The sequence below is a fragment of the Pseudomonas sp. Bout1 genome, from assembly GCF_034314165.1.
GTDB lineage: Bacteria > Pseudomonadota > Gammaproteobacteria > Pseudomonadales > Pseudomonadaceae > Aquipseudomonas.
On sequence record NZ_JAVIWK010000001.1, the window covers coordinates 4,963,685 to 4,988,379 of the forward strand.

At 58.1% G+C, this 24,695-nt stretch carries 18 protein-coding genes, 2 tRNA genes, 3 rRNA genes and 2 pseudogenes; 13 read left to right on the top strand and 12 right to left on the bottom strand.

The window, feature by feature from the left end; translation table 11 throughout:
- The first annotated feature begins 93 nt into the window (after window positions 1–93).
- From RGV33_RS22880 to RGV33_RS22905, 6 genes are all read left to right on the top strand, one after another.
- Window positions 94–975 carry a LysR family transcriptional regulator gene (locus tag RGV33_RS22880; RefSeq protein WP_322146265.1) on the top strand — a complete coding sequence of 294 codons (882 nt, stop codon included), beginning with the start codon at window positions 94–96 and terminating at the stop codon, window positions 973–975.
- Window positions 976–1,095: 120 nt separating this feature from the next.
- Window positions 1,096–2,202, top strand: a complete 1,107-nt coding sequence (locus RGV33_RS22885; protein ID WP_322146266.1) for a tartrate dehydrogenase — start codon at window positions 1,096–1,098, stop codon at window positions 2,200–2,202.
- A 2-nt stretch (window positions 2,203–2,204) separates the two neighbouring features.
- Window positions 2,205–3,653, top strand: coding sequence for an aldehyde dehydrogenase family protein (locus RGV33_RS22890; RefSeq protein WP_322146267.1), 1,449 nt, complete (start codon window positions 2,205–2,207; stop codon window positions 3,651–3,653).
- 32 nt (window positions 3,654–3,685) lie between these two features.
- Window positions 3,686–4,444 (top strand): SDR family oxidoreductase, encoded by a 759-nt coding sequence (locus RGV33_RS22895; protein WP_322146268.1) that lies wholly within the window; start codon window positions 3,686–3,688, stop codon window positions 4,442–4,444.
- Window positions 4,445–4,471: 27 nt separating this feature from the next.
- Window positions 4,472–5,443: a cyclase family protein gene (locus RGV33_RS22900; protein WP_322146269.1), complete on the top strand. Its 972-nt coding sequence runs from the start codon at window positions 4,472–4,474 to the stop codon at window positions 5,441–5,443.
- A gap of 79 nt (window positions 5,444–5,522) precedes the next feature.
- Window positions 5,523–6,110: a hypothetical protein gene (locus RGV33_RS22905; RefSeq protein WP_322146270.1), complete on the top strand. Its 588-nt coding sequence runs from the start codon at window positions 5,523–5,525 to the stop codon at window positions 6,108–6,110.
- Window positions 6,111–6,131: 21 nt separating this feature from the next.
- Here the strand turns inward: RGV33_RS22905 and RGV33_RS22910 are convergent, their stop codons facing one another.
- The 3 genes from RGV33_RS22910 to RGV33_RS22920 form a co-directional block, all read right to left on the bottom strand.
- Window positions 6,132–6,599 carry an SRPBCC family protein gene (locus RGV33_RS22910; protein WP_322146271.1) on the bottom strand — a complete coding sequence of 156 codons (468 nt, stop codon included), beginning with the start codon at window positions 6,597–6,599 and terminating at the stop codon, window positions 6,132–6,134.
- Window positions 6,600–6,690: 91 nt separating this feature from the next.
- Window positions 6,691–8,583 (bottom strand): penicillin-binding protein 2, encoded by a 1,893-nt coding sequence (gene mrdA, locus RGV33_RS22915; RefSeq protein ID WP_322146272.1) that lies wholly within the window; start codon window positions 8,581–8,583, stop codon window positions 6,691–6,693.
- 194 nt (window positions 8,584–8,777) lie between these two features.
- Complete coding sequence (locus RGV33_RS22920; RefSeq protein WP_322146273.1) at window positions 8,778–10,193, bottom strand: aldehyde dehydrogenase family protein; 1,416 nt, start codon at window positions 10,191–10,193, stop codon at window positions 8,778–8,780.
- A 101-nt stretch (window positions 10,194–10,294) separates the two neighbouring features.
- Between RGV33_RS22920 and RGV33_RS22925 the strand changes: the two genes are divergently transcribed.
- Window positions 10,295–11,185 (top strand): LysR family transcriptional regulator, encoded by an 891-nt coding sequence (locus RGV33_RS22925; protein ID WP_322146274.1) that lies wholly within the window; start codon window positions 10,295–10,297, stop codon window positions 11,183–11,185.
- Between the two features lie 79 nt (window positions 11,186–11,264).
- Here RGV33_RS22925 and rrf read toward each other — a convergent pair.
- From rrf to RGV33_RS22950, 5 genes are all read right to left on the bottom strand, one after another.
- Window positions 11,265–11,380: ribosomal RNA gene (gene rrf / locus RGV33_RS22930) — 5S ribosomal RNA — on the bottom strand.
- A gap of 173 nt (window positions 11,381–11,553) precedes the next feature.
- Window positions 11,554–14,447, bottom strand: a 23S ribosomal RNA gene (locus RGV33_RS22935).
- Between the two features lie 234 nt (window positions 14,448–14,681).
- Window positions 14,682–14,757: transfer RNA gene (locus tag RGV33_RS22940), tRNA-Ala, on the bottom strand.
- A 30-nt stretch (window positions 14,758–14,787) separates the two neighbouring features.
- A tRNA-Ile gene (locus RGV33_RS22945) sits at window positions 14,788–14,864 on the bottom strand.
- 83 nt (window positions 14,865–14,947) lie between these two features.
- Window positions 14,948–16,484 (bottom strand): 16S ribosomal RNA (locus RGV33_RS22950).
- The 16S, 23S and 5S rRNA genes sit together here with 2 tRNA genes alongside, the layout of an rRNA operon.
- Before the next feature lie 699 nt (window positions 16,485–17,183).
- Here RGV33_RS22950 and rhtA point away from each other — a divergent pair.
- Together rhtA and RGV33_RS22960 are read left to right on the top strand one after the other, a co-directional pair.
- The gene (gene rhtA, locus RGV33_RS22955; protein ID WP_322146275.1) at window positions 17,184–18,071 is read left to right on the top strand and encodes a threonine/homoserine exporter RhtA; all 888 of its coding nucleotides are present in this window, start codon (window positions 17,184–17,186) and stop codon (window positions 18,069–18,071) included.
- Between the two features lie 167 nt (window positions 18,072–18,238).
- Window positions 18,239–18,520 carry a hypothetical protein gene (locus tag RGV33_RS22960; protein WP_322146276.1) on the top strand — a complete coding sequence of 94 codons (282 nt, stop codon included), beginning with the start codon at window positions 18,239–18,241 and terminating at the stop codon, window positions 18,518–18,520.
- A gap of 12 nt (window positions 18,521–18,532) precedes the next feature.
- Here the strand turns inward: RGV33_RS22960 and RGV33_RS22965 are convergent, their stop codons facing one another.
- On the bottom strand, window positions 18,533–19,093 hold the full coding sequence (locus tag RGV33_RS22965) for a TetR/AcrR family transcriptional regulator (protein ID WP_322146277.1): 561 nt from the start codon (window positions 19,091–19,093) through the stop codon (window positions 18,533–18,535).
- Window positions 19,094–19,182: 89 nt separating this feature from the next.
- Here RGV33_RS22965 and RGV33_RS22970 point away from each other — a divergent pair, with 89 nt between their 5' ends.
- Both RGV33_RS22970 and RGV33_RS22975 read left to right on the top strand, forming a co-directional pair.
- On the top strand, window positions 19,183–19,914 hold the full coding sequence (locus RGV33_RS22970; protein WP_322146278.1) for an SDR family oxidoreductase: 732 nt from the start codon (window positions 19,183–19,185) through the stop codon (window positions 19,912–19,914).
- Window positions 19,915–19,948: 34 nt separating this feature from the next.
- Window positions 19,949–20,539, top strand: a complete 591-nt coding sequence (locus tag RGV33_RS22975) for a 2-hydroxychromene-2-carboxylate isomerase (RefSeq protein ID WP_322146279.1) — start codon at window positions 19,949–19,951, stop codon at window positions 20,537–20,539.
- On the opposite strand, the pseudogene RGV33_RS22980 reads toward RGV33_RS22975, so the two are convergent.
- Window positions 20,536–21,035: pseudogene (locus RGV33_RS22980) on the bottom strand (hypothetical protein). The gene RGV33_RS22975 and the pseudogene RGV33_RS22980 overlap by 4 nt on opposite strands.
- A 115-nt stretch (window positions 21,036–21,150) precedes the next feature.
- Between RGV33_RS22980 and RGV33_RS34325 the strand changes: the two are divergent.
- Window positions 21,151–21,339, top strand: a pseudogene (locus RGV33_RS34325) (LysR family transcriptional regulator); the annotation flags it as partial.
- Between the two features lie 4 nt (window positions 21,340–21,343).
- Window positions 21,344–21,496, top strand: coding sequence for a hypothetical protein (locus RGV33_RS34330; RefSeq protein ID WP_416152145.1), 153 nt, complete (start codon window positions 21,344–21,346; stop codon window positions 21,494–21,496).
- On the opposite strand, the gene RGV33_RS22990 is transcribed toward RGV33_RS34330, so the two are convergent.
- Window positions 21,489–23,297: an aminopeptidase P family protein gene (locus RGV33_RS22990; protein WP_322146280.1), complete on the bottom strand. Its 1,809-nt coding sequence runs from the start codon at window positions 23,295–23,297 to the stop codon at window positions 21,489–21,491. The genes RGV33_RS34330 and RGV33_RS22990 overlap by 8 nt on opposite strands.
- A gap of 36 nt (window positions 23,298–23,333) precedes the next feature.
- Window positions 23,334–24,494 (bottom strand): cysteine desulfurase family protein, encoded by a 1,161-nt coding sequence (locus tag RGV33_RS22995; RefSeq protein WP_322146281.1) that lies wholly within the window; start codon window positions 24,492–24,494, stop codon window positions 23,334–23,336.
- Window positions 24,495–24,695: the final 201 nt, after the last annotated feature.

Here is a 24,695-nt window from a genome sequence, read left to right on the forward strand (position 1 = left end):
CGCGGCGATTTAACGGGAATGACCTCTAACCCGGGTTGGACACCGGGGTCGCAACTGCGTAGTTTTCCACCCACTGCGCACAAGGACCCCGGCATGTCCCCCGACCTCACTTCCATCGAGCTGTTCCTCAAGGCGGTCAAGCTGGGCAACCTGTCCCGGGCGGCCGAGCAATCGCATCTCTCCCTCTCTGCCGCCAGCCGACGCCTGTCGCTGCTGGAGCAGCACTTCAAGGTTGCCCTGCTGACCCGCACCTCCACCGGGGTTTCACCGACGGCGGCCGGGGAAGTGTTGGCCCAGCATGCGCAGTCGATCCTGCGGGCGGTGGACGGCATGCATGCCGACCTCGCCGACTACGCCAAGGGCGCCACCGGCCGGGTGTGCCTGTACGCCAACAGTTCGGCGATGAGCCAGGAGCTGCCGCGCCAGCTGACTCAGTGGAATACCTTGCACCCGGGCATCCGCCTGGACATTCGCGAGGAGCGCAGCCGGGAAATCCTCCTGGCCGTGCGCGAGGGCGTGGCGGACGTCGGCATCGTCACCACCCGGCCCAGCGAAGAGCTGCGGTTTGAACCCTACTGCCAGGACCGCCTGTGCCTGATCGTGCCCAATGACCATCCGCTGAAAATGCGTCACGCGCGCTTCGAGGATTTGCTCGGCTATGAGTTCGTCGGCCTGGAAGACAACGCCGCGATTACCCCGCTGATTACCGAAGCCGCCGCGGCCATCGGCATGCCGTTGCGGCTGCGGATGCAGGTGCGCAGTTTCGAAGCGGTGTGCCGTTTGATTGCCGCAGGCCAAGGCGTGGGCGTGCTGCCACAGGGCGCGGTGCAGATTTTCCGCAAGGAGATGGCCTTGCGCTTTATCGAAATCGACGACAGCTGGGCCGACCGACAGATGTACCTGTGCATGCGCAAGGAACAGCCTTCGTTGACCAGCCTGGCGCTCTTCGACTACCTCAGCGCCAACCCTGCATAAACCTTCGGCCTTCGAATTTTGCGAAGGCCGATTTCACAATGAGCAATTCCCCTGTCGTTACAGCTGTGCCAAGAATGCCCTCGCCAGACCTTCCTATAAAAACAACACAGGAGACACGGCGTGTCCCAATCCCACACCCGCTCCACCCACCGCATCGCCGTGATTCCCGGCGACGGCATCGGCCGCGAAGTCGTGCCCGAAGGCCTGCGGGTACTCGATGCCGTCAGCCGGCGCTTCGACATCCACTTTCACTTCGACCACTTTGCCTGGTGCAGCGAGCACTACCTGGCCCACGGCACGATGATGCCGCACGACTGGGCCGAGCAGATTGGCAGCCATGACGCGATCTTTTTCGGCGCCGTGGGTGCGCCAGACATCATTGCCGACCACACCGCCGTGTGGGAGTCACTGTTGAAGATCCGCCGCCAGTTTGACCAATACGTGAACATCCGCCCGGTACGCCTGATGCCTGGTGTGCCCTGCCCGCTGGCTGGCCGCGTGCCGGGAGACATCGACTTTATCGTGGTGCGGGAAAACACCGAGGGCGAATACTCCAGCGTCGGTGGGCGGATGTGGGAAGGCACCTCCCGGGAAATCGCGGTGCAGGAGTCGATCTTCTCCCGTGAAGGCGTGGACCGCGTGGTGGACTACGCCTTCAAACTGGCGCAACAGCGGCCCCGCAAAAACCTGGTGGCGGCGACTAAATCCAATGGTATCTCGATCACCATGCCGTTCTGGGACGAGCGGGTGAACGAGATTGCCCGACGCTACCCGGACGTGAAGACCACCAAGTTCCACATCGACATTCTGTGTGCGCACTTCGTGCAGCATCCTGACTGGTTCGATGTGGTGGTGGCCTCCAATCTGTTTGGCGACATCCTGTCCGACCTTGGCCCGGCCTGCACCGGCACCATTGGTATTGCGCCGTCGGCCAACCTGAATCCGCAGCGGCGTTACCCCTCGTTGTTTGAACCGGTACACGGTTCGGCGCCGGACATTGCCGGGCTGGGCGTAGCCAACCCTATCGGGCAAATCTGGTCGGCGGCGCTGATGATCGAGCACCTGGGTGACGGTGATCCGCTTTATCAGGAAGCCGCGGCGGCCATCGTGTATGCCATCGAAACGGTGCTTGCCGAAGGCCCGCGCACCCGCGAAATGGGCGGCAGCGCCAGCACCGTCGAAGTGGGCCGCGCCATCGCCGAATGCGTTTGCGGGAACAGGAGCTGAACATGACCAACGCACATTACATCGCCAACCAATGGCTGGCCTCGACTTCAAGGGAAGACATTCCGGTGATCGACCCCAGCACCGGTGAAACCTATTCGAGCATTGCCCGTGGCACCGCTGCCGATATCGATGCGGCGATCAGCGCGGCGCGCCTGGCACTCGGGGAAACCTTCGATGGGCCGTGGGGTTCGTTGTCTGCCGTGGAGCGCAGCCGCTTGCTGGCCAAGCTCGGCATGGCGGTGCTGGAACATCATGAGGAACTGGCGCAGATCGAAGCGCGGGACACCGGTAAGGCGCTGAAAGTCGCCCGCGCCGATGCCACCGCCCTCGCCCGTTATTTCGAGTACTACGCCGGGGCCGCCGACAAGCTGCACGGTGAAACCCTGCCGTATCAGGCCGGCTACACGGTGCTGACGGTACGCGAACCCCATGGCGTGACCGGGCATATCATCCCGTGGAATTACCCGATGCAGATTTTCGGGCGCAGCGTCGGCGCCTCGTTGGCGGCGGGCAATGCCTGTGTGGTCAAGCCGGCGGAAGATGCCAGCTTGTCTTTACTAAGGCTGGCGGAGATTGCCGCCGAGGTCGGCTTCCCGGCCGGCACGATCAATGTGGTGACCGGTTATGGCTATGAAGCCGGCGCAGCATTATGCGCACACCCAGGCATCGACCACATTTCCTTCACCGGCTCCACCGCCACCGGCACTGCGGTGTCGAAAGCCGCCGCCGAACGCCACTGCCCGGTGACCCTGGAGCTGGGCGGCAAGTCGCCGCAATTGGTATTTGCCGATGCCGACCTGGATGAAGCACTGCCGGTGCTGGTGAACGCCATCGTGCAGAACTGCGGGCAAACCTGCTCGGCCGGCAGCCGTTTGCTGGTGGAGCGCAGCATTTACGAAACCCTGCTTGCGCGCCTCAGCCAGCGTTTCAGTGAACTGCGCGCCGGGCCTTCGGCGCTGGACCTGGACATGGGCCCGCTGATCAACCAGAAGCAGCAACGCCAGGTGCGCGAGTTTATTCGCGAAGCCGAACAAGCCGGGATCAGCGTCGCCGCACGTGGGACAGTGGTGGCCGAGGCCGGCAGCGGCGGGTATTTCCAGGAAGCGGTGCTGTTTCGCGACGTGCCGCCAGACAGTCGCCTGGCGCAACAGGAAGTCTTTGGCCCGGTATTGGCCGTGATGCCTTTCGACGATGAAGCCGAAGCCATCCGCCTGGCCAACGGCACCGAGTTTGGCCTGGTAGCCGGCGTATGGACCCGCGACGGCGCTCGGCAACTGCGCCTGGCGCGCAAGCTGCGTTGTGGCCAGGTGTTCATCAATAACTATGGCGCCGGTGGCGGCGTCGAACTGCCATTTGGCGGGGTGAAGGCCAGCGGTTACGGCCGGGAAAAAGGCTTCGAGGCGCTGCTGGGCTTTACCACCTTGAAGACCATTGCGATCAAACACGGTTGATTCCTCACAACAACAAGAACGGAGAACACACCATGCGTTTAGCCAATAAAATTGCAATCGTCACCGGCGCCGGTTCGGGTTTTGGCGAGGGCATCGCCAAGACCTTCGCCCGCCAGGGCGCCAAGGTCATCGTCGCTGACATGAATGCCGTCGGCGGTCAGCGCGTAGTGAATGAAATTGCCGAAAGCGGCGGCCATGCGCATTTCATCGAGGTCAACGTGGCCAACGATGAAAGCATGGGCGCCCTGCTGCGCGGCACGCTGGAGCAATTCGGCGGCCTGGATATCGTCATCAACAATGCCGGCACCACCCACCGCAACCGGCCGATGCTGGAGGTCGACGAGGCCGAGTTCGACCGGGTGTTTGCGGTCAACGTCAAAAGCATCTTCCTGAGCGCCAGGCATTTTGTGCCGCACTTTCGCGGCCAGGGCGGTGGTGTGTTCGTCAACATTGCCTCCACCGCGGCGATCCGTCCGCGCCCGGGGCTGGTCTGGTATAACGGCAGCAAGGGTGCAGTGTTGGTCATGAGCAAGACCATGGCGGCAGAGTTGGGGCCGGACAATATCCGCGTCAACTGCGTGAACCCGGTAGTGGGTGCCACGGCATTGCTCAGCGAGTTCATGGGCGTGCCGGACACCCCGCAAAACCGCCAGAAGTTCATGGCGACCATTCCTCTGGGGCGTTTTTCAACCCCGCAAGACGTGGCCAACGCCTGCCTGTACCTGGCGTCGGACGAGGCGGCGTTCATCACTGGCACCTGCCTGGAAGTCGATGGCGGTCGCTGCGCGTAACTCACTCTCACAGGGACCGGAATTGCTATGTGTGATCTTCATAATAAGAATGAGCCGAACACCCGACAATTGCTTGAAGGCCTGCCAAAGAACTGGGGTAAATGGGGACCGGACGACGAAGTCGGCGCCCTCAATTATCTGACTGAAACCGAAGTGCTGCGCGGCGTGGCGTCGGTGCGCCAGGGCAAGACGTTTACCCTGCAAGTGCAGATCGGCCATCCCGACGGCGACCCGATGTGGCCGGCGCGTAACCCGTCGATGCGCTTCAACACCCTCGACCACAGCCATTACCATTTCGGCAAACAGCCACACATGACCGGCGGCGCGGCGTATTCCGACGACGTGATCTTCATGCAGCTGCAAGGCTCGACCCAGTACGACGCCCTCGGCCACGCCTGGTACGACAATCAACTGTGGAACGGCTACGACGCCCAGACCACTGTCGGCGGCATGGCCAAGGCCAGCGTGCTGGCGATTGCCGAGCGTGGCGTGGTCGGCCGCGCGGTGCTGATCGACATGGCCCGCCATCGCGGCAAGAAATGCCTGGGCCGTGGCGAAACCTTCAACCACCTGGACTTGCTCGACGCCGCCAAGGCCCAGGGTGTGACCATTGAAAAGCGCGACATCCTGATCATCCGCACCGGCTCCATGGGCGCGTTTTATGAGCTGGGTAAAGCCGAGTTCTTCAAGGACCTGATGGAGCCGGGGCTGACCTACAGCCGGGAGCTGGTGGAGTGGTTCCATGAGATGGAAATCCCCAACCTGGTGACCGATACGATCGCCAACGAGGTGATCACCGATCCGGTGTCGGGGGTGCAGATTCCGCTGCATTGCGCGCTGATGCGCAACCTGGGCATCGCCTTCACCGAAATCGTGCTGCTGGAGGAACTGGCCGCTGATTGCGCGGACGACGGCCAGTGGAAATTCCTCTACACCGCGGCGCCGTTGAAGATCGTCGGCGGCAGTGGTGCGCCGGTGAATCCGGTGGTGATCAAGTAGGCGTTCAATCCAGTGGCGAATTTGCGAATCGCGAACTCGCCACTAGACTCAGGGCTCCTCTTACATGGAAGTCCACTCAATGAACGTAATTCGCCCTCTTCGCCAGGCCATTGCCCTGGCTATGCTCCTGTCCGCTGGTGCCTTGACGGCACATGCCGCCGATATCCCGCTGTCCAAGTCCCTGGAAGCCGATGAGGTGACCACCAAGGTGCTCAAAGTGGATGCCGCCAGCCATCAGGTGGTACTGCAGGGCGCCGAAGGCCGGGAGGTGCATGTGCAGTTCAGCGATCAGGCCAAGGACCTGGGCAATCTGAAGGTAGGTGATCAGGTCAAGGTGCTGGTGACCCATTCGGTTGCGGCCGTGCTGGACACCGACATCGACAAGAGCGCACCGGACACCACCGAAAAAGCCGGCGTGCTGCGCGCTACCGCGGATAACCCAAACCCTGGCGGTGCGGCTTTCCGCCAGGTACAGGTGCAGTTGAAGATCACCCACATCGACCTGAAGAAAAACCAGGTGACCCTGGAAAACCCAGCCGGCCAGAGCAAAGTGCTGACCGTGGAAAAACCGGAAATTCGCGCCGGGCTGAAAAACCTCAAGGTCGGCCAGAGCGTGCTGGTGACCTACACCGACACCCTGCAAATCAGCACCGCCCACGAGGGCTGATGGCGCCGGCACCCCATCAGCTCACGGCTGATGGGATTTCGCCAAATAGTCTTCGATGTTATTCATCTGATCGTCCCAGCCTCGGGAGTTCTTCTTGTAGGCCTTTTGGCGGCGTGCGTCCGGGATCGCGTCAAAACCTGACTCCACCACCCGCAACAGGATGCCCTCGGCGTGATCCTCAAGGGTGAACTCCACCAGCGTGGGGGTTTCCGTGTCGTAATCCACCTCCTGGTCTACGGCATAGGGATGCCAACTGAACGAGAACCGCGTCTGCGGCTCAAGGCGTTCGATTCTCGCCTTCCACACCACGTGCTCGTAACCCGGGTAAGTAATCGGGGCTTCGATGGCCCGGCCCTGGGCAAACTGCTTGCCCTTGAGGGCGATGCCAAACCAGCTGCCGAATTGCTCGGCATCGGTCAGTGCTTCCCAAATGCGTTGACGTGGAGCGTTGAGCAGGACTTTACGTTTTATTTCATTTGATTCGTGCATGAGACACCTCCTGTATTGACAGTAGGCGACATCGACCAATGCGCAACCTTTGAAAAGGGATAAGGCATGACGGCGTCATGCCCTTGTGGCCTCAAACGTGGGGGTCACCCGGCGCCTTGCTGGGGGTCGCATATTGCGGCTTCAAGTGGCCTTCCTGGTCGAGCAGCCAGGCGTCCATGATCTGCCGCACCACCGGCCCCGCCACGCGGCCACCGGCCTCGCCGTTCTCGATCATCACCGAAATCACGATCCGGGGGTGTTCGGCCGGGGCGAAGCCGACGAACAGGGCATTGTCGCGGTTGCGTTCCAGGGTCTTGAGACGGTTGTAGCGTTCGCCCTGCTTGATCGCCACCACCTGTGCGGTACCACTCTTGCCGGCAATCCGGTATTGCGCGCCCAGCGCTGCTGCCCTGGCGATACCACGTGGGTCGTGCATTACCAACTGCATGCCGTGGTTGACCTGTTCCCAGTCACGCGGGTCCTTGAGGACCACGTTGGGCATCGGGTTTTCATCCACTGGCGGCACGCCGTTGATGGTCTTGGCCAGGTGCGGGCGGTTCCACACGCCTTTGTTGGCGATCAGGGCTGTGGCCTGGGCCAGTTGCAACGGGGTGACCTGCATGTAGCCCTGGCCAATGCCGAGGATCACGGTTTCGCCCGGGAACCATGGTTGGCGCCGGGTGGCGCGCTTCCAGGCTTGGGAAGGCATCAAGCCGGCCGACTCTTCGAACATGTCCAGCGAGACCTTCTGTCCGAGGCCGAACTCGGCCAGGTAGTCGTGCAGGCGGTCGATGCCCAGCTTGTGAGCCAGGTCATAGAAGTAGGTGTCGTTGGAGCGCATGATCGCCGCGTCCATGTCCACCCAGCCGTCGCCACTGTGGTTCCAGTTGCGGTATTTGTGGTCAAAATCCGGGAGTTGGTAGTAGCCCGGGTCGAACACGCGGGTCTGGGCGGTGACGACGCCGCTGTCGAGGCCGGCGATGGCCACTTCCGGCTTGATCGTCGAGCCCGGCGCGTAAAGCCCACGCAGCACACGGTTGAACAGCGGACGGTCGAGGGAATCGTGAAGCGCGGCGTATTCCTTGAAGCTGATGCCGGTAACGAACAGGTTCGGGTCAAAGCTTGGCTTGCTGACCATCGCGAGGACTTCGCCGGTTGCCGGGTCCAGGGCAACCACCGAGCCGCGCCGATCGCCAAGGGCTTCTTCAGCGGCTTCCTGGAGTTTGACGTCCAGGCTCAACACGATGTTTTTGCCGGGGATCGGGTCGGTGTGCTTGAGCACCCGCAGCACCCGGCCCTGGGCGTTGGTCTCGACCTCTTCATAGCCTACGTGCCCATGCAGTTCGGACTCATAGAAGCGCTCGATACCGGTCTTGCCGATGGACTGCGTGCCGCGGTACTCCACCGAGTCGAGGGCCTTGGATTCTTTTTCGTTGATCCGGCCGACGTAGCCAATGGAGTGGGCAAAGTGTGCACCCAGCGGGTAATGCCGGACGAATTGCGGCTCGACATCCACACCGGGAAGACGGAATTCGTTGACGGCCAGCACGGCGATCTGTTCTTCCGTCAGTTCGTAAAACAGGGTGACGGGCACGAACGGATGACGGGCCTGCTTGAGCGCCTTATCAAACACACCGCGATCTTCGGCGGGCAGATGCAGGAGGCTGACGATTTCGTCCAACTCACCTTTAAGGTCGGTCGTGCGCTCTCGGGTGATGATCAAGTTATAGCTGGGGCGGTTGTCGGCAAGGACTACGCCGTTGCGGTCATAGATCAAGCCCCGCGTCGGGGTAATCGGCAGGACGTGGACGCGATTGTTTTCGGAAATCGTAGAGTGATAGTCGTACTGCACCACCTGCAGGAAGTACATCCGGCCTACCAAGGCGCAAGTGATGCCGATTACCAGCAGCGCACAGGCCAGCAGCCGCTTGTTGACCAGGCGGTTTTCTTTTTCGTGATCCTTGATCGGTATTGGTTCAGGCATTTCTACAGCATCTCGTTGAATAAGGTCGACGCGGCTTCCTGCGCAAGTGAAATCCGTCCTTGTGAAAATGTGCTGCACCATACCAAAAATGCAGAAACACTTTGCATCGATTTCCCTGAACGGTGTGCTTATGGGGCCTCTTCATGCACTTTGGTTTGGGTCGTCGGCCTACTCATGCGTTTTTATGCTGAGAATCAGCTCAGGATCGACTTCGGCTCCAGGAAGGCTTCCAGGCCGAACGTGCCGTACTCGCGGCCAATCCCCGACTGTTTGAAACCGCCAAACGGGGCAAGTGGCTCATGGGCCAAGGTGTTGATCAGGACTCGGCCGGCATCGATGTGGCTGGCTAACCTGTGAGCACGCTGCGGATCTGATGACAGGATATACGCCTGGAGGCCGTAGGGCGTGTCGTTGGCGATGGTCAGTGCTTCCTCCTCGGTTGCGTAGGTAATGATCGAGAGCACCGGGCCGAAAATCTCCTCGCGGGCGATGGTCATTTGATTGTTCACGCGGCTGAATACCGTCGGTCTCACGAACCAGCCCGCCGTGATCCCCTCTGGCAAGCCCGGCCCGCCCGCTAATAGAAGGGCGCCCTCCTCGACTCCGATTTGAATGTAGCGCTGCACGCGTTCCCATTGCTTATGGCTGACCATAGGGCCGACAGCGGTGGCCGGATCACGGGGATTTCCGGCTTGTACTTTGGCGACCTCCTCGATCATCAGCGCTTCGATTTCAGCCAGGCGACTTTCAGGTACAAGGATCCGGGTACCGGCGATGCAGGCCTGGCCACTGTTCATGAAGCCGGCCTGGAGAGCCATGGGCACTGCGACGTTGAGGTCCGCATCATCGAGAATCAGAACCGGTGATTTGCCGCCCAACTCCAGGGTAACGCGCTTCAGGCTGTCGGCACCGGCACGCAGGATCGTTTTACCGACAGCGGTCGAGCCGGTGAACGAGACTTTTGCGATGTCGGGGTGGGTGCTCAACACGGCGCCTACGGTTTCACCACGGCCGGTAACGATGTTGAACACACCGGGAGGCAGGCCCGCGTCATGCAGCGCACGGCTGACTATGAACGTCTGGGTTGCGCTCATTTCACTGGGTTTGATCACTGCAGTACAGCCAGCGGCTAACGCCGCCGCGAGCTTTGCGCAGATGAAACCGGCGTTGCTGTTCCATGGGGTGATCAGCCCGGCCAAACCCAGAGGCTGCATAACCACTTCGGCAGTGCCAATGCGTCGGGTGAAGTTGTAGTTTTCCAGTACAGATGCGGCATCCTGCAAGACGCTGGCGGCGTGCCTGGCCATCCATCGCGCACGTGAAATCGGGGCGCCATATTCTTCGATGATTGCGTGGGTGAGTTCGTCTTCGATGGATTCAACTGCTGCGTGCATGCGTTTGAGATAGCCGATACGTACGTCTGTGGTGCTTTGGGAGAACTCGGCAAACGCTCGCTTGGCGGCGGCGATGGCGTCCAGGGCATCCTGTTCATTTGCCAATCGGACCTGGCCGATACGTTGGCCTGTGGCAGGGTTGAACAGGTCAAACAGTTCGTCGCCCTGGGGAGTCACAAAGGCGCCGTTGATGTAAATCTGGTTGATGTGTTGCATAGGTCCTCCGGGACACTGAGCTAATGCGTCCTACGGTAAGCCACTATGATTGAGCTGATAAGCCGTACAAATCGGCATGAGTTGATGAGTGAACCAGGACAATGAATACATCCGGACTCAATGAGCTGGAAGCCGTGCTGGCCGTGGCTCGGCATCGCAGTTTTCGTGCAGCGGCGACCGAGTTGAATGTGTCGACGTCGGCACTGAGCCACTCTATCGCAGGGCTCGAAGCACGGATGGGCGCGAGGCTGTTCAACCGCACTACGCGCAGCGTGTCGTTATCTGAAGTGGGCGCAGAGTTTGTCGAGACGATTACCCCGGCGCTGCAGAGCATCCGTACGGCCTTGGAGCAGGCGGGAAATCGCAGTTCAGAACCAGGCGGCACGTTGCGCCTGAATACCTCGGCGGGTGCGGCAAAGCAGGTGATGCCACTGCTGCTGGAATACCTGCGGCGTTATCCACGGATGAAGCTGGATATCGTCACTGAAGGGCGCCTGGTGGATATCGTTGCTCAAGGATTTGATGCGGGGATTCGACTCGGGGATACAGTGCCGCAAGACATGATCGCCGTCGATATCAGCCCGGCCCAGCGTTTTGCGGTATTGGGCAGCCCGGGCTACTTTACCCGCCACCCCATTCCTGTCAGCCCGTTGGATCTGCGTGCACATCAGTGTATTCGCAGCCGAATGCCCGGCGGTGCGATCTATCACTGGGAGTTTGAGCGTCATGGTGAAGCACTTGCTGTTGAGGTGCACGGCGCTTTGACACTGGATAACCCGACGCTGATGCTGGAGGCCGCCAGGGCGGGACTGGGATTGACCTACCTTACGGAATGGAACGCCGCTGCTGATTTGGCGAAGGGGACGTTAGTGCGCGTCCTGGAGGATTGGACGCCGTCTTTTGACTGCTTGCGCCTCTATTATCCAGGCAGACGTCATGTGCCGGCGGGGTTAAGGGCGCTGATTGAGCTGATCAGGGAGCAAGGCTTTTAAACCGTTTGCTCGTAACGTTTTCGACCGCGCAAAAACAAAACCCCTGATTGCGTTAGCAATCAGGGGTTCTGGAATTTAATCTTGACGATGACCTACTCTCACATGGGGAAACCCCACACTACCATCGGCGATGCATCGTTTCACTGCTGAGTTCGGGATGGGATCAGGTGGTTCCAATGCTCTATGGTCGTCAAGAAATTCGGGTACCGAGTCGTGGCCAGCTGGCCTCGCTTCAGCAAATTGGGTATGTGATAGCTTTCGGTGTTTTGTAAGATCTCGAACTTTCGGTTCGTTTCGTCTTCACACACCGCAATCTGATGCTTCTGCTTGTTTCCAAGTCAGGAGTAGTCAAATTGCTTGGGTGTTATATGGTCAAGCCTCACGGGCAATTAGTATTGGTTAGCTCAACGCCTCACAGCGCTTACACACCCAACCTATCAACGTCGTAGTCTTCGACGGCCCTTCAGGGAACTCAAGGTTCCAGTGAGATCTCATCTTGAGGCTAGTTTCCCGCTTAGATGCTTTCAGCGGTTATCTATTCCGAACATAGCTACCCGGCAATGCCACTGGCGTGACAACCGGAACACCAGAGGTTCGTCCACTCCGGTCCTCTCGTACTAGGAGCAGCCCCTCTCAAATCTCAAACGTCCACGGCAGATAGGGACCGAACTGTCTCACGACGTTCTAAACCCAGCTCGCGTACCACTTTAAATGGCGAACAGCCATACCCTTGGGACCGGCTTCAGCCCCAGGATGTGATGAGCCGACATCGAGGTGCCAAACACCGCCGTCGATATGAACTCTTGGGCGGTATCAGCCTGTTATCCCCGGAGTACCTTTTATCCGTTGAGCGATGGCCCTTCCATACAGAACCACCGGATCACTAAGACCTACTTTCGTACCTGCTCGACGTGTCTGTCTCGCAGTCAAGCGCGCTTTTGCCTTTATACTCTACGACCGATTTCCGACCGGTCTGAGCGCACCTTCGTACTCCTCCGTTACTCTTTAGGAGGAGACCGCCCCAGTCAAACTACCCACCATACACTGTCCTCGATCCGGATAACGGACCTGAGTTAGAACCTCAAAGTTGCCAGGGTGGTATTTCAAGGTTGGCTCCACGCGAACTGGCGTCCACGCTTCAAAGCCTCCCACCTATCCTACACAAGCAAATTCAAAGTCCAGTGCAAAGCTATAGTAAAGGTTCACGGGGTCTTTCCGTCTAGCCGCGGATACACTGCATCTTCACAGCGATTTCAATTTCACTGAGTCTCGGGTGGAGACAGCGCCGCCATCGTTACGCCATTCGTGCAGGTCGGAACTTACCCGACAAGGAATTTCGCTACCTTAGGACCGTTATAGTTACGGCCGCCGTTTACCGGGGCTTCGATCAAGAGCTTCGCGTTAGCTAACCCCATCAATTAACCTTCCGGCACCGGGCAGGCGTCACACCCTATACGTCCACTTTCGTGTTTGCAGAGTGCTGTGTTTTTAATAAACAGTCGCAGCGGCCTGGTATCTTCGACCGGCATGAGCTTACGGAGCAAGTCCTTCACCCTCACCGGCGCACCTTCTCCCGAAGTTACGGTGCCATTTTGCCTAGTTCCTTCACCCGAGTTCTCTCAAGCGCCTTGGTATTCTCTACCCAACCACCTGTGTCGGTTTGGGGTACGGTTCCTGGTTACCTGAAGCTTAGAAGCTTTTCTTGGAAGCATGGCATCAACCACTTCGTTAACTAAAAGTTAACTCGTCATCAGCTCTCGGCCTTAGAATCCCGGATTTACCTAAGATTCCAGCCTACCACCTTAAACTTGGACAACCAACGCCAAGCTGGCCTAGCCTTCTCCGTCCCTCCATCGCAATAACCAGAAGTACAGGAATATTAACCTGTTTTCCATCGACTACGCTTTTCAGCCTCGCCTTAGGGACCGACTAACCCTGCGTCGATTAACGTTGCGCAGGAAACCTTGGTCTTTCGGCGTGGGTGTTTTTCACACCCATTATCGTTACTCATGTCAGCATTCGCACTTCTGATACCTCCAGCAAGCTTCTCAACTCACCTTCACAGGCTTACAGAACGCTCCTCTACCGCATCATCCGAAGATGATACCCGTAGCTTCGGTGTATGGTTTGAGCCCCGTTACATCTTCCGCGCAGGCCGACTCGACTAGTGAGCTATTACGCTTTCTTTAAAGGGTGGCTGCTTCTAAGCCAACCTCCTAGCTGTCTAAGCCTTCCCACATCGTTTCCCACTTAACCATAACTTTGGGACCTTAGCTGACGGTCTGGGTTGTTTCCCTTTTCACGACGGACGTTAGCACCCGCCGTGTGTCTCCCATGCTCGGCACTTGTAGGTATTCGGAGTTTGCATCGGTTTGGTAAGTCGGGATGACCCCCTAGCCGAAACAGTGCTCTACCCCCTACAGTGATACATGAGGCGCTACCTAAATAGCTTTCGAGGAGAACCAGCTATCTCCGAGCTTGATTAGCCTTTCACTCCGATCCACAGGTCATCCGCTAACTTTTCAACGGTAGTCGGTTCGGTCCTCCAGTTAGTGTTACCCAACCTTCAACCTGCCCATGGATAGATCGCCCGGTTTCGGGTCTATTCCCAGCGACTAGACGCCCTATTAAGACTCGCTTTCGCTACGCCTCCCCTATTCGGTTAAGCTCGCCACTGAAAATAAGTCGCTGACCCATTATACAAAAGGTACGCAGTCACCCAACAAAGTGGGCTCCCACTGCTTGTACGCATACGGTTTCAGGATCTATTTCACTCCCCTCTCCGGGGTTCTTTTCGCCTTTCCCTCACGGTACTAGTTCACTATCGGTCAGTCAGTAGTATTTAGCCTTGGAGGATGGTCCCCCCATATTCAGACAAAGTTTCTCGTGCTCCGTCCTACTCGATTTCATGACTAAGAGATTTTCGCGTACAGGGCTATCACCCACTATGGCCGCACTTTCCAGAGCGTTCCGCTAATCTCAAAGCCACTTAAGGGCTAGTCCCCGTTCGCTCGCCACTACTAAGGGAATCTCGGTTGATTTCTTTTCCTCAGGGTACTTAGATGTTTCAGTTCCCCTGGTTCGCTCCATACACCTATGTATTCAGTGTAAGGTAACCATCTTATGATGGCTGGGTTCCCCCATTCAGACATCTCCGGATCAAAGTCTGTTTGCCGACTCCCCGAAGCTTTTCGCAGGCTACCACGTCTTTCATCGCCTCTGACTGCCAAGGCATCCACCGTATGCGCTTCTTCACTTGACCATATAACCCCAAGCAATCTGGTTATACTGTGAAGACGACATTCGCCGAAAATTCGCAATTACTTACAAATTTTACCTTAGCCTGATCCGTTACCAGTGAAAGTAACGTCCAGTCTATCTTTCTATCACATACCCAAATTTTTAAAGAACGATCTAATCAAAGACTAGAAATCAACATTCACCATCCTAACGATGGAATGCTCATTTCTAAGCTTTACGTGACAGAAGCAGTTAGTGGTGGAGCCAAACGGGATCGAACCGTTGACCTCCTGCGTGCAAGGCAGGCGCTCTCCCAGCTGAGCTATGGCCCCGTATTTCTACAGGCGTTTCCCACACAAAATTGGTGGGTCTGGGCAGATTCGAACTGCCGACCTCACCCTTATCAGGGGTGCGCTCTAACCAACTGAGCTACAGACCCAATTTCGGGCTGCTTCTATATCGTCTTCTTCAATGAATCAAGCAATTCGTGTGGGAACTTATGGAGCAGCTGATGTCGTCGATTAAGGAGGTGATCCAGCCGCAGGTTCCCCTACGGCTACCTTGTTACGACTTCACCCCAGTCATGAATCACACCGTGGTAACCGTCCTCCCGAAGGTTAGACTAGCTACTTCTGGTGCAACCCACTCCCATGGTGTGACGGGCGGTGTGTACAAGGCCCGGGAACGTATTCACCGCGACATTCTGATTCGCGATTACTAGCGATTCCGACTTCACGCAGTCGAGTTGCAGACTGCGATCCGGACTACGATCGGTTTTCTGGGATTAGCTCCACCTCGCGGCTTGGCAACCCTCTGTACCGACCATTGTAGCACGTGTGTAGCCCAGGCCGTAAGGGCCATGATGACTTGACGTCATCCCCACCTTCCTCCGGTTTGTCACCGGCAGTCTCCTTAGAGTGCCCACCATTACGTGCTGGTAACTAAGGACAAGGGTTGCGCTCGTTACGGGACTTAACCCAACATCTCACGACACGAGCTGACGACAGCCATGCAGCACCTGTCTCAATGTTCCCGAAGGCACCAATCTATCTCTAGAAAGTTCATTGGATGTCAAGGCCTGGTAAGGTTCTTCGCGTTGCTTCGAATTAAACCACATGCTCCACCGCTTGTGCGGGCCCCCGTCAATTCATTTGAGTTTTAACCTTGCGGCCGTACTCCCCAGGCGGTCAACTTAATGCGTTAGCTGCGCCACTAAGAGCTCAAGGCTCCCAACGGCTAGTTGACATCGTTTACGGCGTGGACTACCAGGGTATCTAATCCTGTTTGCTCCCCACGCTTTCGCACCTCAGTGTCAGTATCAGTCCAGGTGGTCGCCTTCGCCACTGGTGTTCCTTCCTATATCTACGCATTTCACCGCTACACAGGAAATTCCACCACCCTCTACCATACTCTAGCTCGTCAGTTTTGAATGCAGTTCCCAGGTTGAGCCCGGGGATTTCACATCCAACTTAACGAACCACCTACGCGCGCTTTACGCCCAGTAATTCCGATTAACGCTTGCACCCTCTGTATTACCGCGGCTGCTGGCACAGAGTTAGCCGGTGCTTATTCTGTCGGTAACGTCAAAACAGCAAAGTATTAATTTACTGCCCTTCCTCCCAACTTAAAGTGCTTTACAATCCGAAGACCTTCTTCACACACGCGGCATGGCTGGATCAGGCTTTCGCCCATTGTCCAATATTCCCCACTGCTGCCTCCCGTAGGAGTCTGGACCGTGTCTCAGTTCCAGTGTGACTGATCATCCTCTCAGACCAGTTACGGATCGTCGCCTTGGTGAGCCATTACCCCACCAACTAGCTAATCCGACCTAGGCTCATCTGATAGCGCAAGGCCCGAAGGTCCCCTGCTTTCTCCCGTAGGACGTATGCGGTATTAGCGTCCGTTTCCGAACGTTATCCCCCACTACCAGGCAGATTCCTAGGCATTACTCACCCGTCCGCCGCTCTCAAGAGAAGCAAGCTTCTCTCTACCGCTCGACTTGCATGTGTTAGGCCTGCCGCCAGCGTTCAATCTGAGCCATGATCAAACTCTTCAGTTCAAACATCTTTGGGTTTTTAAGAAACCCTAAACTTGGCTCAGCAATCGTTGGTTACATCTTTGATTTCTCGCGGAGTAACTTGTGATGCTGATAATCTTGTTGACTATCAGTCTGACTCCACAAGCACCCACACGAATTGCTTGATTCAGTTGTTAAAGAGCGGTTGGTTAAGATCTTTCGTCTCAACCGAGGCGCGCATTCTACAGCAGCCTCATTTGCTGTCAAGTGATTATCTTCAGAAGTTTTCGAAGAATTCTTCAACAACTTCAACCACTTGCGCTTCCGATCTCTCGTTAGCGGGAGGCGAATTCTACAGCGTTACACGCTGCTGTCAACACCTCTTTTTCTCCGCTTTCGACCGAGAAGATCGAGACGTTAATAGAGCCAAACAACACTGCCCTACCAACTCCTTCTGGACTTCGATGAACTGAAGCAGCTCGCTGCCGAAACCTGCATAACTCTTTGTTTACCAAGGAGTTTTCCGTTTCGACTGCGCCGGAAGTGGGGCGAATTATAGACTTCCAGGATCTGCCGTCAACCCTTAATTCAGGATTTCGATCAATCCATCCCGCGAGTCGTAAGACCCTCCTCTATATAGAGCGACCCACAACAAACTGAGCAATATATTGCCCATTGCTCAACACTTGAGCATCATAGTCACTTCTGCTTCTTTAATACGACCCCGGACGAACACCCCCAATGACCACCTCCCCCCGTAGCATGGCCTCGACATTGTTCCCCGTCGGCCTGCTACTTATTGCGATGGCCTCCATTCAGTCAGGTGCATCGCTCGCCAAGACCATGTTCCCGATCGTGGGCGCCCAGGGCACCACCACCTTGCGCTTGGTTTTCGCCAGCGTGATCATGCTGCTTCTATTACGTCCATGGCGCGCCACGCTGACAGCCAAGTCGCTGCAGACAGTCATTGTTTATGGGATGGCGCTGGGCGGAATGAATTTCCTCTTCTATATGTCATTACGCACAGTCCCACTCGGAATCGCGGTGGCGCTCGAGTTCACCGGCCCACTGGCGGTCGCCATCTATGCCTCACGCCGCGCGGTGGACTTTCTCTGGATCGCGCTTGCCATCATTGGCCTGCTGTTGTTGATCCCCATGGGAGAAACCAGCAACGGCATCGACCTGACAGGCGCCGCCTATGCATTGGGCGCAGGCGTGTGCTGGGCGCTCTATATTCTGTTTGGTCAAAAGGCGGGCGCCGATAACGGCGTACAGACCGCCGCCCTCGGCGTCATGATTGCTGCACTGTTTGTCGCGCCAATTGGAATCGTGCATGCGGGCGCTGCATTACTCACGCCGTCGCTGATTCCGGTTGCCATTGGTGTTGCCGTTTTATCGACCGCCCTTCCCTACACGCTGGAGATGGTTGCCCTGACCCGCCTGCCTGCCCGCACCTTCGGCACGTTGATGAGTGTCGAGCCCGCGTTCGGCGCCTTGTCAGGCCTGTTTTTCCTTCAAGAGCACCTCTCCCTGGCGCAATGGCTGGCCATCACCTGCATTATTCTGGCGTCGGTCGGTGCAACCCTGACCATGCGTAACGAATCAAAGCCGCTCGTTCCGGCCGATTGATTCAGGATTTTACGTAGCTCTGGCATTTGCCGCTCAATTAGGCCATGTTTAGGCCGTAACCCAGTGTCATTCATGGAAAATTTCGATAAGGACATCATGAACGCTACACTCGAGAGCGAGCAAAGCAAGCTTCGTGCGGTTAAGCGAGGCGGCTATTAAGGATAGGAATGAAGCGAATTTTGATGCTGTTCGTGATTGTGGCAATCGCAGGGTGCGCCGCGACCACCAAGACCGAAGTGAAACGGGGAAAAAAAGGGCTGCATATCAACTGCTCGGGCCTGTCCTCTTCCTGGGACCAGTGCTACGCCAGTGCTGTTAATTCATGTGGCGCGAAAGGTTATAAAGTCATCGCCAAGTCCGGCGACAATGCCGAAGACCCAGGCGACTACCCGTTCGGCCTAAACCCCGCCGGTTATACCAGCCGAAGCATGATTGTCATCTGCAAGTAGCTGTTGGCCCCCTCACAGGTTCGACAGCTGCTGACTGAGCACTTCGTAGTTCGATGACAAGACCTGCGCCTGTATTTGCGGGCTGACCATCATTCGCGCGACCACCAGCGCGCCGATGCATTGCGACAGAATCGACCACGCCAGTGCCTCGCTGCCCAGCGTTGCCGCCCAGCCCGCCTGCAATCGGCAAATCCAGTCCTGCGCCTGCTGGCGCACCGCCGCATCAGATCGCGCAATCTCCGCACCCAGGCTTGGCAACGCGCAGCCGGCTTGCGACTGCTCCACATGGGCCATGCTCAGGTAGAACTTCAAACAGCGATGCAGCCGCTCACGGCTCTGCACGCCATTGCCATTCAAACGCTCAAGAGAGTGACTCAATTCACGCTCCACAATCGAGCTGAACAATTCGTCCTTCGAAGCAAAGTGACTGTAAAACGCACCGCCACTTAGCCCAATGGCTTTCATCAAGCCGTCCACGCCAACACTGGCAAACCCTTCTTTCTTTGCAAGCGCCGCACTGCTGTCCAGCAGTTTCTCTCTGGTTTCCTGTTTATGACTGGCCGAATATCGCATGACTTCCCCCGCTGGATTGGCAGCTTGACGCCTGTTAAATCGTAGCATAACGTTCGTTTGCCAAACGATCGTTTATTAAAGGATCTCCCATGACGAACAACAATAAAATCGTACTGGTGGTGGGTGCCGGCGACGCTACAGGTGGCGCCATCGCCAAACGCTTCGCCCGCGAAGGTTACGTGGCATGCGTGACTCGGCGCAGCGCCGATAAACTGCGCCCCCTGGTAGAAAGCATCCAGGCAACTGGCGGCGAGGCGCATGGTTTTGCCTGCGACGCCCGCAAGGAAGAAGACGTCATCGCACTGATCGAGAAGATTGAAACCGAACTGGGCCCGATTGAAGCCTTCGTGTTCAACATCGGCGCCAATGTGCCGTGCAGCATCCTGGAAGAAACTGCCCGCAAATACCTCAAGATCTGGGAAATGGCGTGTTTCTCAGGTTTCCTCAATGCGCGGGAAGTGGCCAAGCGCATGGTCACCCGGGAACGCGGGACCATCCTGTTTACCGGTGCCACCGCCGGACTGCGTGGCGCCGCCGGTTTTGCCGCATTCGCAGGCGCCAAACACGGGATCCGTGCACTGGCGCAAAGCATGGCCCGCGAGCTGGGCTCGCGGAACATCCACGTTGCCCACGTGGTAGTGGATGGCGCCATCGACACTGACTTCATCCGCGACAGCTTCCCGCAAAAGTATGCTCTCAAGGATCAGGACGGCATTCTCAACCCCGAGCACATCGCCGATAACTATTGGTACCTGCACAGCCAGCCCCGGGATGCCTGGACCTTCGAGTTGGACCTGCGCCCCTGGAATGAGCCCTGGTAAGTACGCCCTATAACAAAAACAGCGAGTACCCAGCATGAGTAAAACCGTTGAGTTTTTCTTTGACCTCGGCAGCCCCGCCACCTACTTGGCCTACACCCAGCTTCCAGGCCTGTGCGCAGTCACTGGCGCCCAGCTGATTTACAAGCCCATGTTGCTGGGAGGCGTGTTCAAGGCCACCGGCAATGTGTCGCCGGTCACCATTCCCGCAAAAGGCCGCTACATGCTTCAGGACCTCGCGCGCTACGCCCAGCGTTACAACGTCCCGCTCAAGTTCAATCCGCACTTTCCCATCAATACATTGATGTTGATGCGCGCCGTCACCGGCATTCAAATGCGCCAGCCCGAGCGCTTTCTCGACTTCATCGACGGCCTGTTCCGCGCACTTTGGGTGCAAGGCCGACACTTGGGAGACCCCGCCGTAGTAGCCGCAGTGCTGGCCGAGCACGGTTTTGATCCCGAAGAAGTCCTGGCGTTGACCCAAGATGACGACGTCAAGGCCACCCTCAAGGACAACACCGAGCACGCCATTCAGCGTGGCGTATTCGGCGCCCCAACCCTGTTCGTCGGCAACCAGTTGTTCTTCGGCCAGGACCGCCTGGAATTTGTCCGCGAAGCGCTGAGTTAGATTTCAATCACCAAACGCCCTTGAGCGCCGCCTCTGAGTAACTTATAGGCGGCGTTTGCCGTGTGCCGGTCGAAATGCCGCGCATCGAGGATCGGCTTGAGCTTTGCGGCGTCAATCAGCCGCGCTGCTTCGGCAAGAATCTGCCCATGGTGCGCGCGGCCCTTACCCGTCAGCATCGGCAACAGGGTAAACACTCCTGAATACGTCGCCCCGCGAAACGACAACGGCGCCAGGCTATGAGAGCCCCAGCCCAGGCAACTGAGCACATGGCCCTGATAAGTCCTGGCAAATCCAATCCCAGCACTGCGGGCAAAGGCTGACGGGCATGAGCAGCCTCGCCCGCAGCAATTTTTTCGTCCAATGGTTTGAGGCCGCTGGCCTTGATTCTCACCAGAACCTCACCGTTACCCGCAGGCGGCCTGGTAATCGTTGCCAGCCGTAACGGCCCATTCGGCACATCCACCATCAACGCCTGCATTTGAGTTGTATCAGTCATGGTCGTGCTCTCGGTTCGTCAGGAAGTGACCACGATAATGATCCGCCCCACTGATGCCGATAAGACGCTTAAAAACTATAGTGACCATGCTCATTTGGCATGAATCGGGAACCCCATGGATAAGCTCAACGCAATGGCCATTTTCGTCCGGGTGATCGAGCGCGGGAGTTTTTCTGCGGTCGCCCGGGAATTGCAGACCACTCAGCCCACTATCAGTAAAGTACTGCGCGCGCTGGAGACAGAGCTGGGAGGCAGGCTGATTTCCCGCAGCACACGCAAACTCTCCCTGACAGACGAAGGCCGGCCGGTTGGTCGCGCTGCTGCAGGACTACACCCCAAGGGCGCTGCCGATTCATGCCGTTTCGGCACCGAATCGTCGCGAGTCCGCCCGGGTCAAAGCGTTTATCGACTACATGGCCGATGCCCTGACCCAGGCGCCCGAGTTGCAGCCCCTTAGATAGCCGCCGTACGCACCTGCAACCATTCCAGCGCCGCGCCACTGAGCAGCGGGCTCAGGCGCTCACGCACCTGCGCGTGGTAGTCGTTGAACCATTGGCGCTCCTCCAGCGTCAGCAACGCTGGCTGCAGGCAACGGGTGTCGATCGGGCACAGGGTCAGCGTCTCAAACTTGAGGAACTCGCCAAACTCGGTCTTGCCCGCTTCACGGTTCAACACCAGGTTCTCGATGCGCACACCCCAACGGCCCGGGCGGTAAGTGCCCGGCTCGATGGAGGTAATCATGCCGGCCTGCATCGCGGTTTGTGGCGCAGCGACAGCTTGGTAAGCAATAACCTGCGGGCCTTCATGCACATTCAGGAAATAGCCTACGCCATGCCCGGTGCCGTGGCCGTAGTCCACGCCTTCGGCCCAGATAGGCGCGCGGGCAATCGAGTCCAGCAGCGGCGAAAGAATGCCCTTGGGGAAATGCGCGCGCGACAGCGCGATCACACCCTTGAGTACACGGGTGCAGTCGCGTTTCTGCTCTTCGCTTGGCGTGCCGACAGGCACCATCCGCGTGATATCGGTCGTGCCGCCCAGGTACTGGCCGCCCGAGTCGATCAGCAGCAAGCCATCGCCTTCGATCAGCGCGTGTTCCTCTTCGGTGGCGTGATAGTGCGGCATCGCACCATTGGCGTTGAACGCAGCAATCGTGTTGAAGCTCAATGACACATAACCCGGACGACGGGTACGCGCCGCCGTCAGGTGCTCATCAATGGTCAGCTCGGTTATGCGCTCCCGGCCCCATGCGCTGTCGAGCCAGGCGAAAAATTCGCACAAGGCCGCGCCATCCTGTTCCATGGCCTGGCGAATATGCTCGGCATCCGCCAGGCTCTTTCGCGACTTGGCCAAGGTGGTTGGGTTCAGGCCTTCGATCAGCTTGATGCCACTGCCGAGGTTTTCCAGCAAGCCGGCAGTCACCCGCGCCGGGTCGACTTGCACGCTGGCGCCCGATGGAATGGCCTTCAACGCCGCCGCGACTTCACTGTAATCGCGCAGGGTCACACCATCCTGTTCCAGCACGGCGCGAAGCTCGGCATCGACTTTGCTCAAGGCCACAAACAACGTTGCTTGCTGCTGGCCGATCAAGGCAAAGGACACAAACACCGGGTTGAACGAAACATCACCACCACGCAGGTTAAACAACCAGGCAATGTCATCCAGGGTCGCGATGAAGTGCCAGTCAGCGCCCTTCTCACTCAAGCTTTCGCGCAGGGCAGCAAGTTTTTCGCCACGGCTGACGGTGGCCTGAGGTGGCAGGTGCTGATAGATCGGCTGGTTCGGCAAGGTGGGACGGTCTTGCCAGACTTCACTCAACAGGTCGATATCCGTGCGCAAGCGCGCACCGCGTGCCTCCAGCTTGCTGCCCAGGGTGCGCGCCGAGGCCACGGCCATGACTGCGCCATCCACTGCCACTGTGCCGCCTTGCGGCGTCTGCTCTGCCAGCCATTCCAGCGGCCCGGGCTGGCCGGGTTGCAGCTTGACCAACTCAATGCCACTGCCATTGAGCTCCTTGGTCGCCTGTTCCCAATAGCGGCTGTCTGCCCACACGCCGGCGAAATTTTCGGTGACAATAAGCGTGCCCACCGAGCCGTGAAAGCCCGACAACCACTGGCGCCCTTGCCAGTAACCCGGCAGGTATTCAGACAAGTGCGGGTCGGCCGACGGCACCAACAGGGCATGAATGCCCTCGCGGCTCATCAGTTCGCGAGTGCGCGCCAGGCGCTGGGGAACCGTTCCATGGGTCAAAGGCTGTGTGCTCATCGTGTCTCCTGCTAACCACTAATAATTGTTATGGGGTCAAACGGCCCAAAACGCCGGTGCGCTGGCCAGTGCCGCCTTGATCAGTTGTACCGCCTGATCGATGTCCTGCTCGGTGGTAAACCGCCCGAGGCTCAAGCGAATGGTGCGACCTGCGCTGCGGGCATCATGGCCCAGCGCCAGAAGCACATGGGACGGTGCATTGCTCGCCGAATTGCAGGCCGAAGTGGCCGAGAAGGCAATGCCTGCGCTCAAGCCGGCAGAATTGAACTCGCCCTCGCTGAATGTCAGGCTCAAGGTGTGGGGAATGCGTTGGGTAAGGCTGCCATTGAGGCGCACGCCGGCAATCGTATTCAGCTGTTCCAGCAGGCGCTCGCGCAAGGCAACAATGGTCGCCTTCTCTTCTGCAAAGGAGGCTGCCGCCAACGCGAACGCGGTGCCCATGCCAGCAATCTGGTGCGTTGCCAGGGTGCCCGAACGCAAGCCGCCTTCATGGCCACCGCCGTGAATCTGCGCCAGCACTTTCTGCTGCGCACGCGGGCCGACGTACAGTGCGCCGATGCCCTTGGGCCCATAGAGCTTGTGGGCAGAAAACGACATCAGGTCCACCGGCCATTCGGCCAGGTCAATCGCCACCTTGCCCGCGCCTTGCGCTGCATCCACGTGAAACAACGCCCCGTGCTCACGCACTCGCGCGCCGATCGCCTGGATATCGTTGAGGGTGCCCAACTCGTTGTTCACCAGCATCAGCGACACCAGGAAGGTGTCCTCACGCAAGGCTTCGCTCACCGCCTCGACGCTGATCAAACCCTCGGCATCCGGCACCAGGTACGTCACGGCGACCCCGGCTTCCTGCAACTGGCGAGCGGTATCGAGCGTGGCCTTGTGTTCGATCTGGCTGGTGATGATGTGCCCGCCGGCCACGCCCCGCGCCTGGGCGACGCCCTTGATCGCGAGGTTATTGGATTCAGTGGCACCGGAGGTCCAGACGATGTGTGCTGGTTCGGCACCAACCAGTTCAGCCACCTGGCACCGCGCCTGCTCAACCGTTTGCCGGGCCTGTTGGCCAAACGCGTGGGAGCTGGACGCCGGGTTACCGAAGTTGGCATTGAAGCCCAGACACTCGACCATGACCTGAATGACCCGCTCATCCACCGGCGTGGTGGCGGCGTAGTCGAAATACAGCGGACGTTTATTCATGACGTTAAAGACTCGCAGAGCATGTTCCCGAGAACAGCGTCTCAGGGGCAGCGATCAGAAAGAAAGATGGTTTACCTGATCCCGTGCCGTTAAAGAAAGACCACTTTATTTAAAAGTGCGTAGGAACGCTCCTGAAATTCAGCTTAACAGGCTCCACGAAACGGATGGCAAACAAAAAGCCCGAGGTTCCTGTAGGAAACC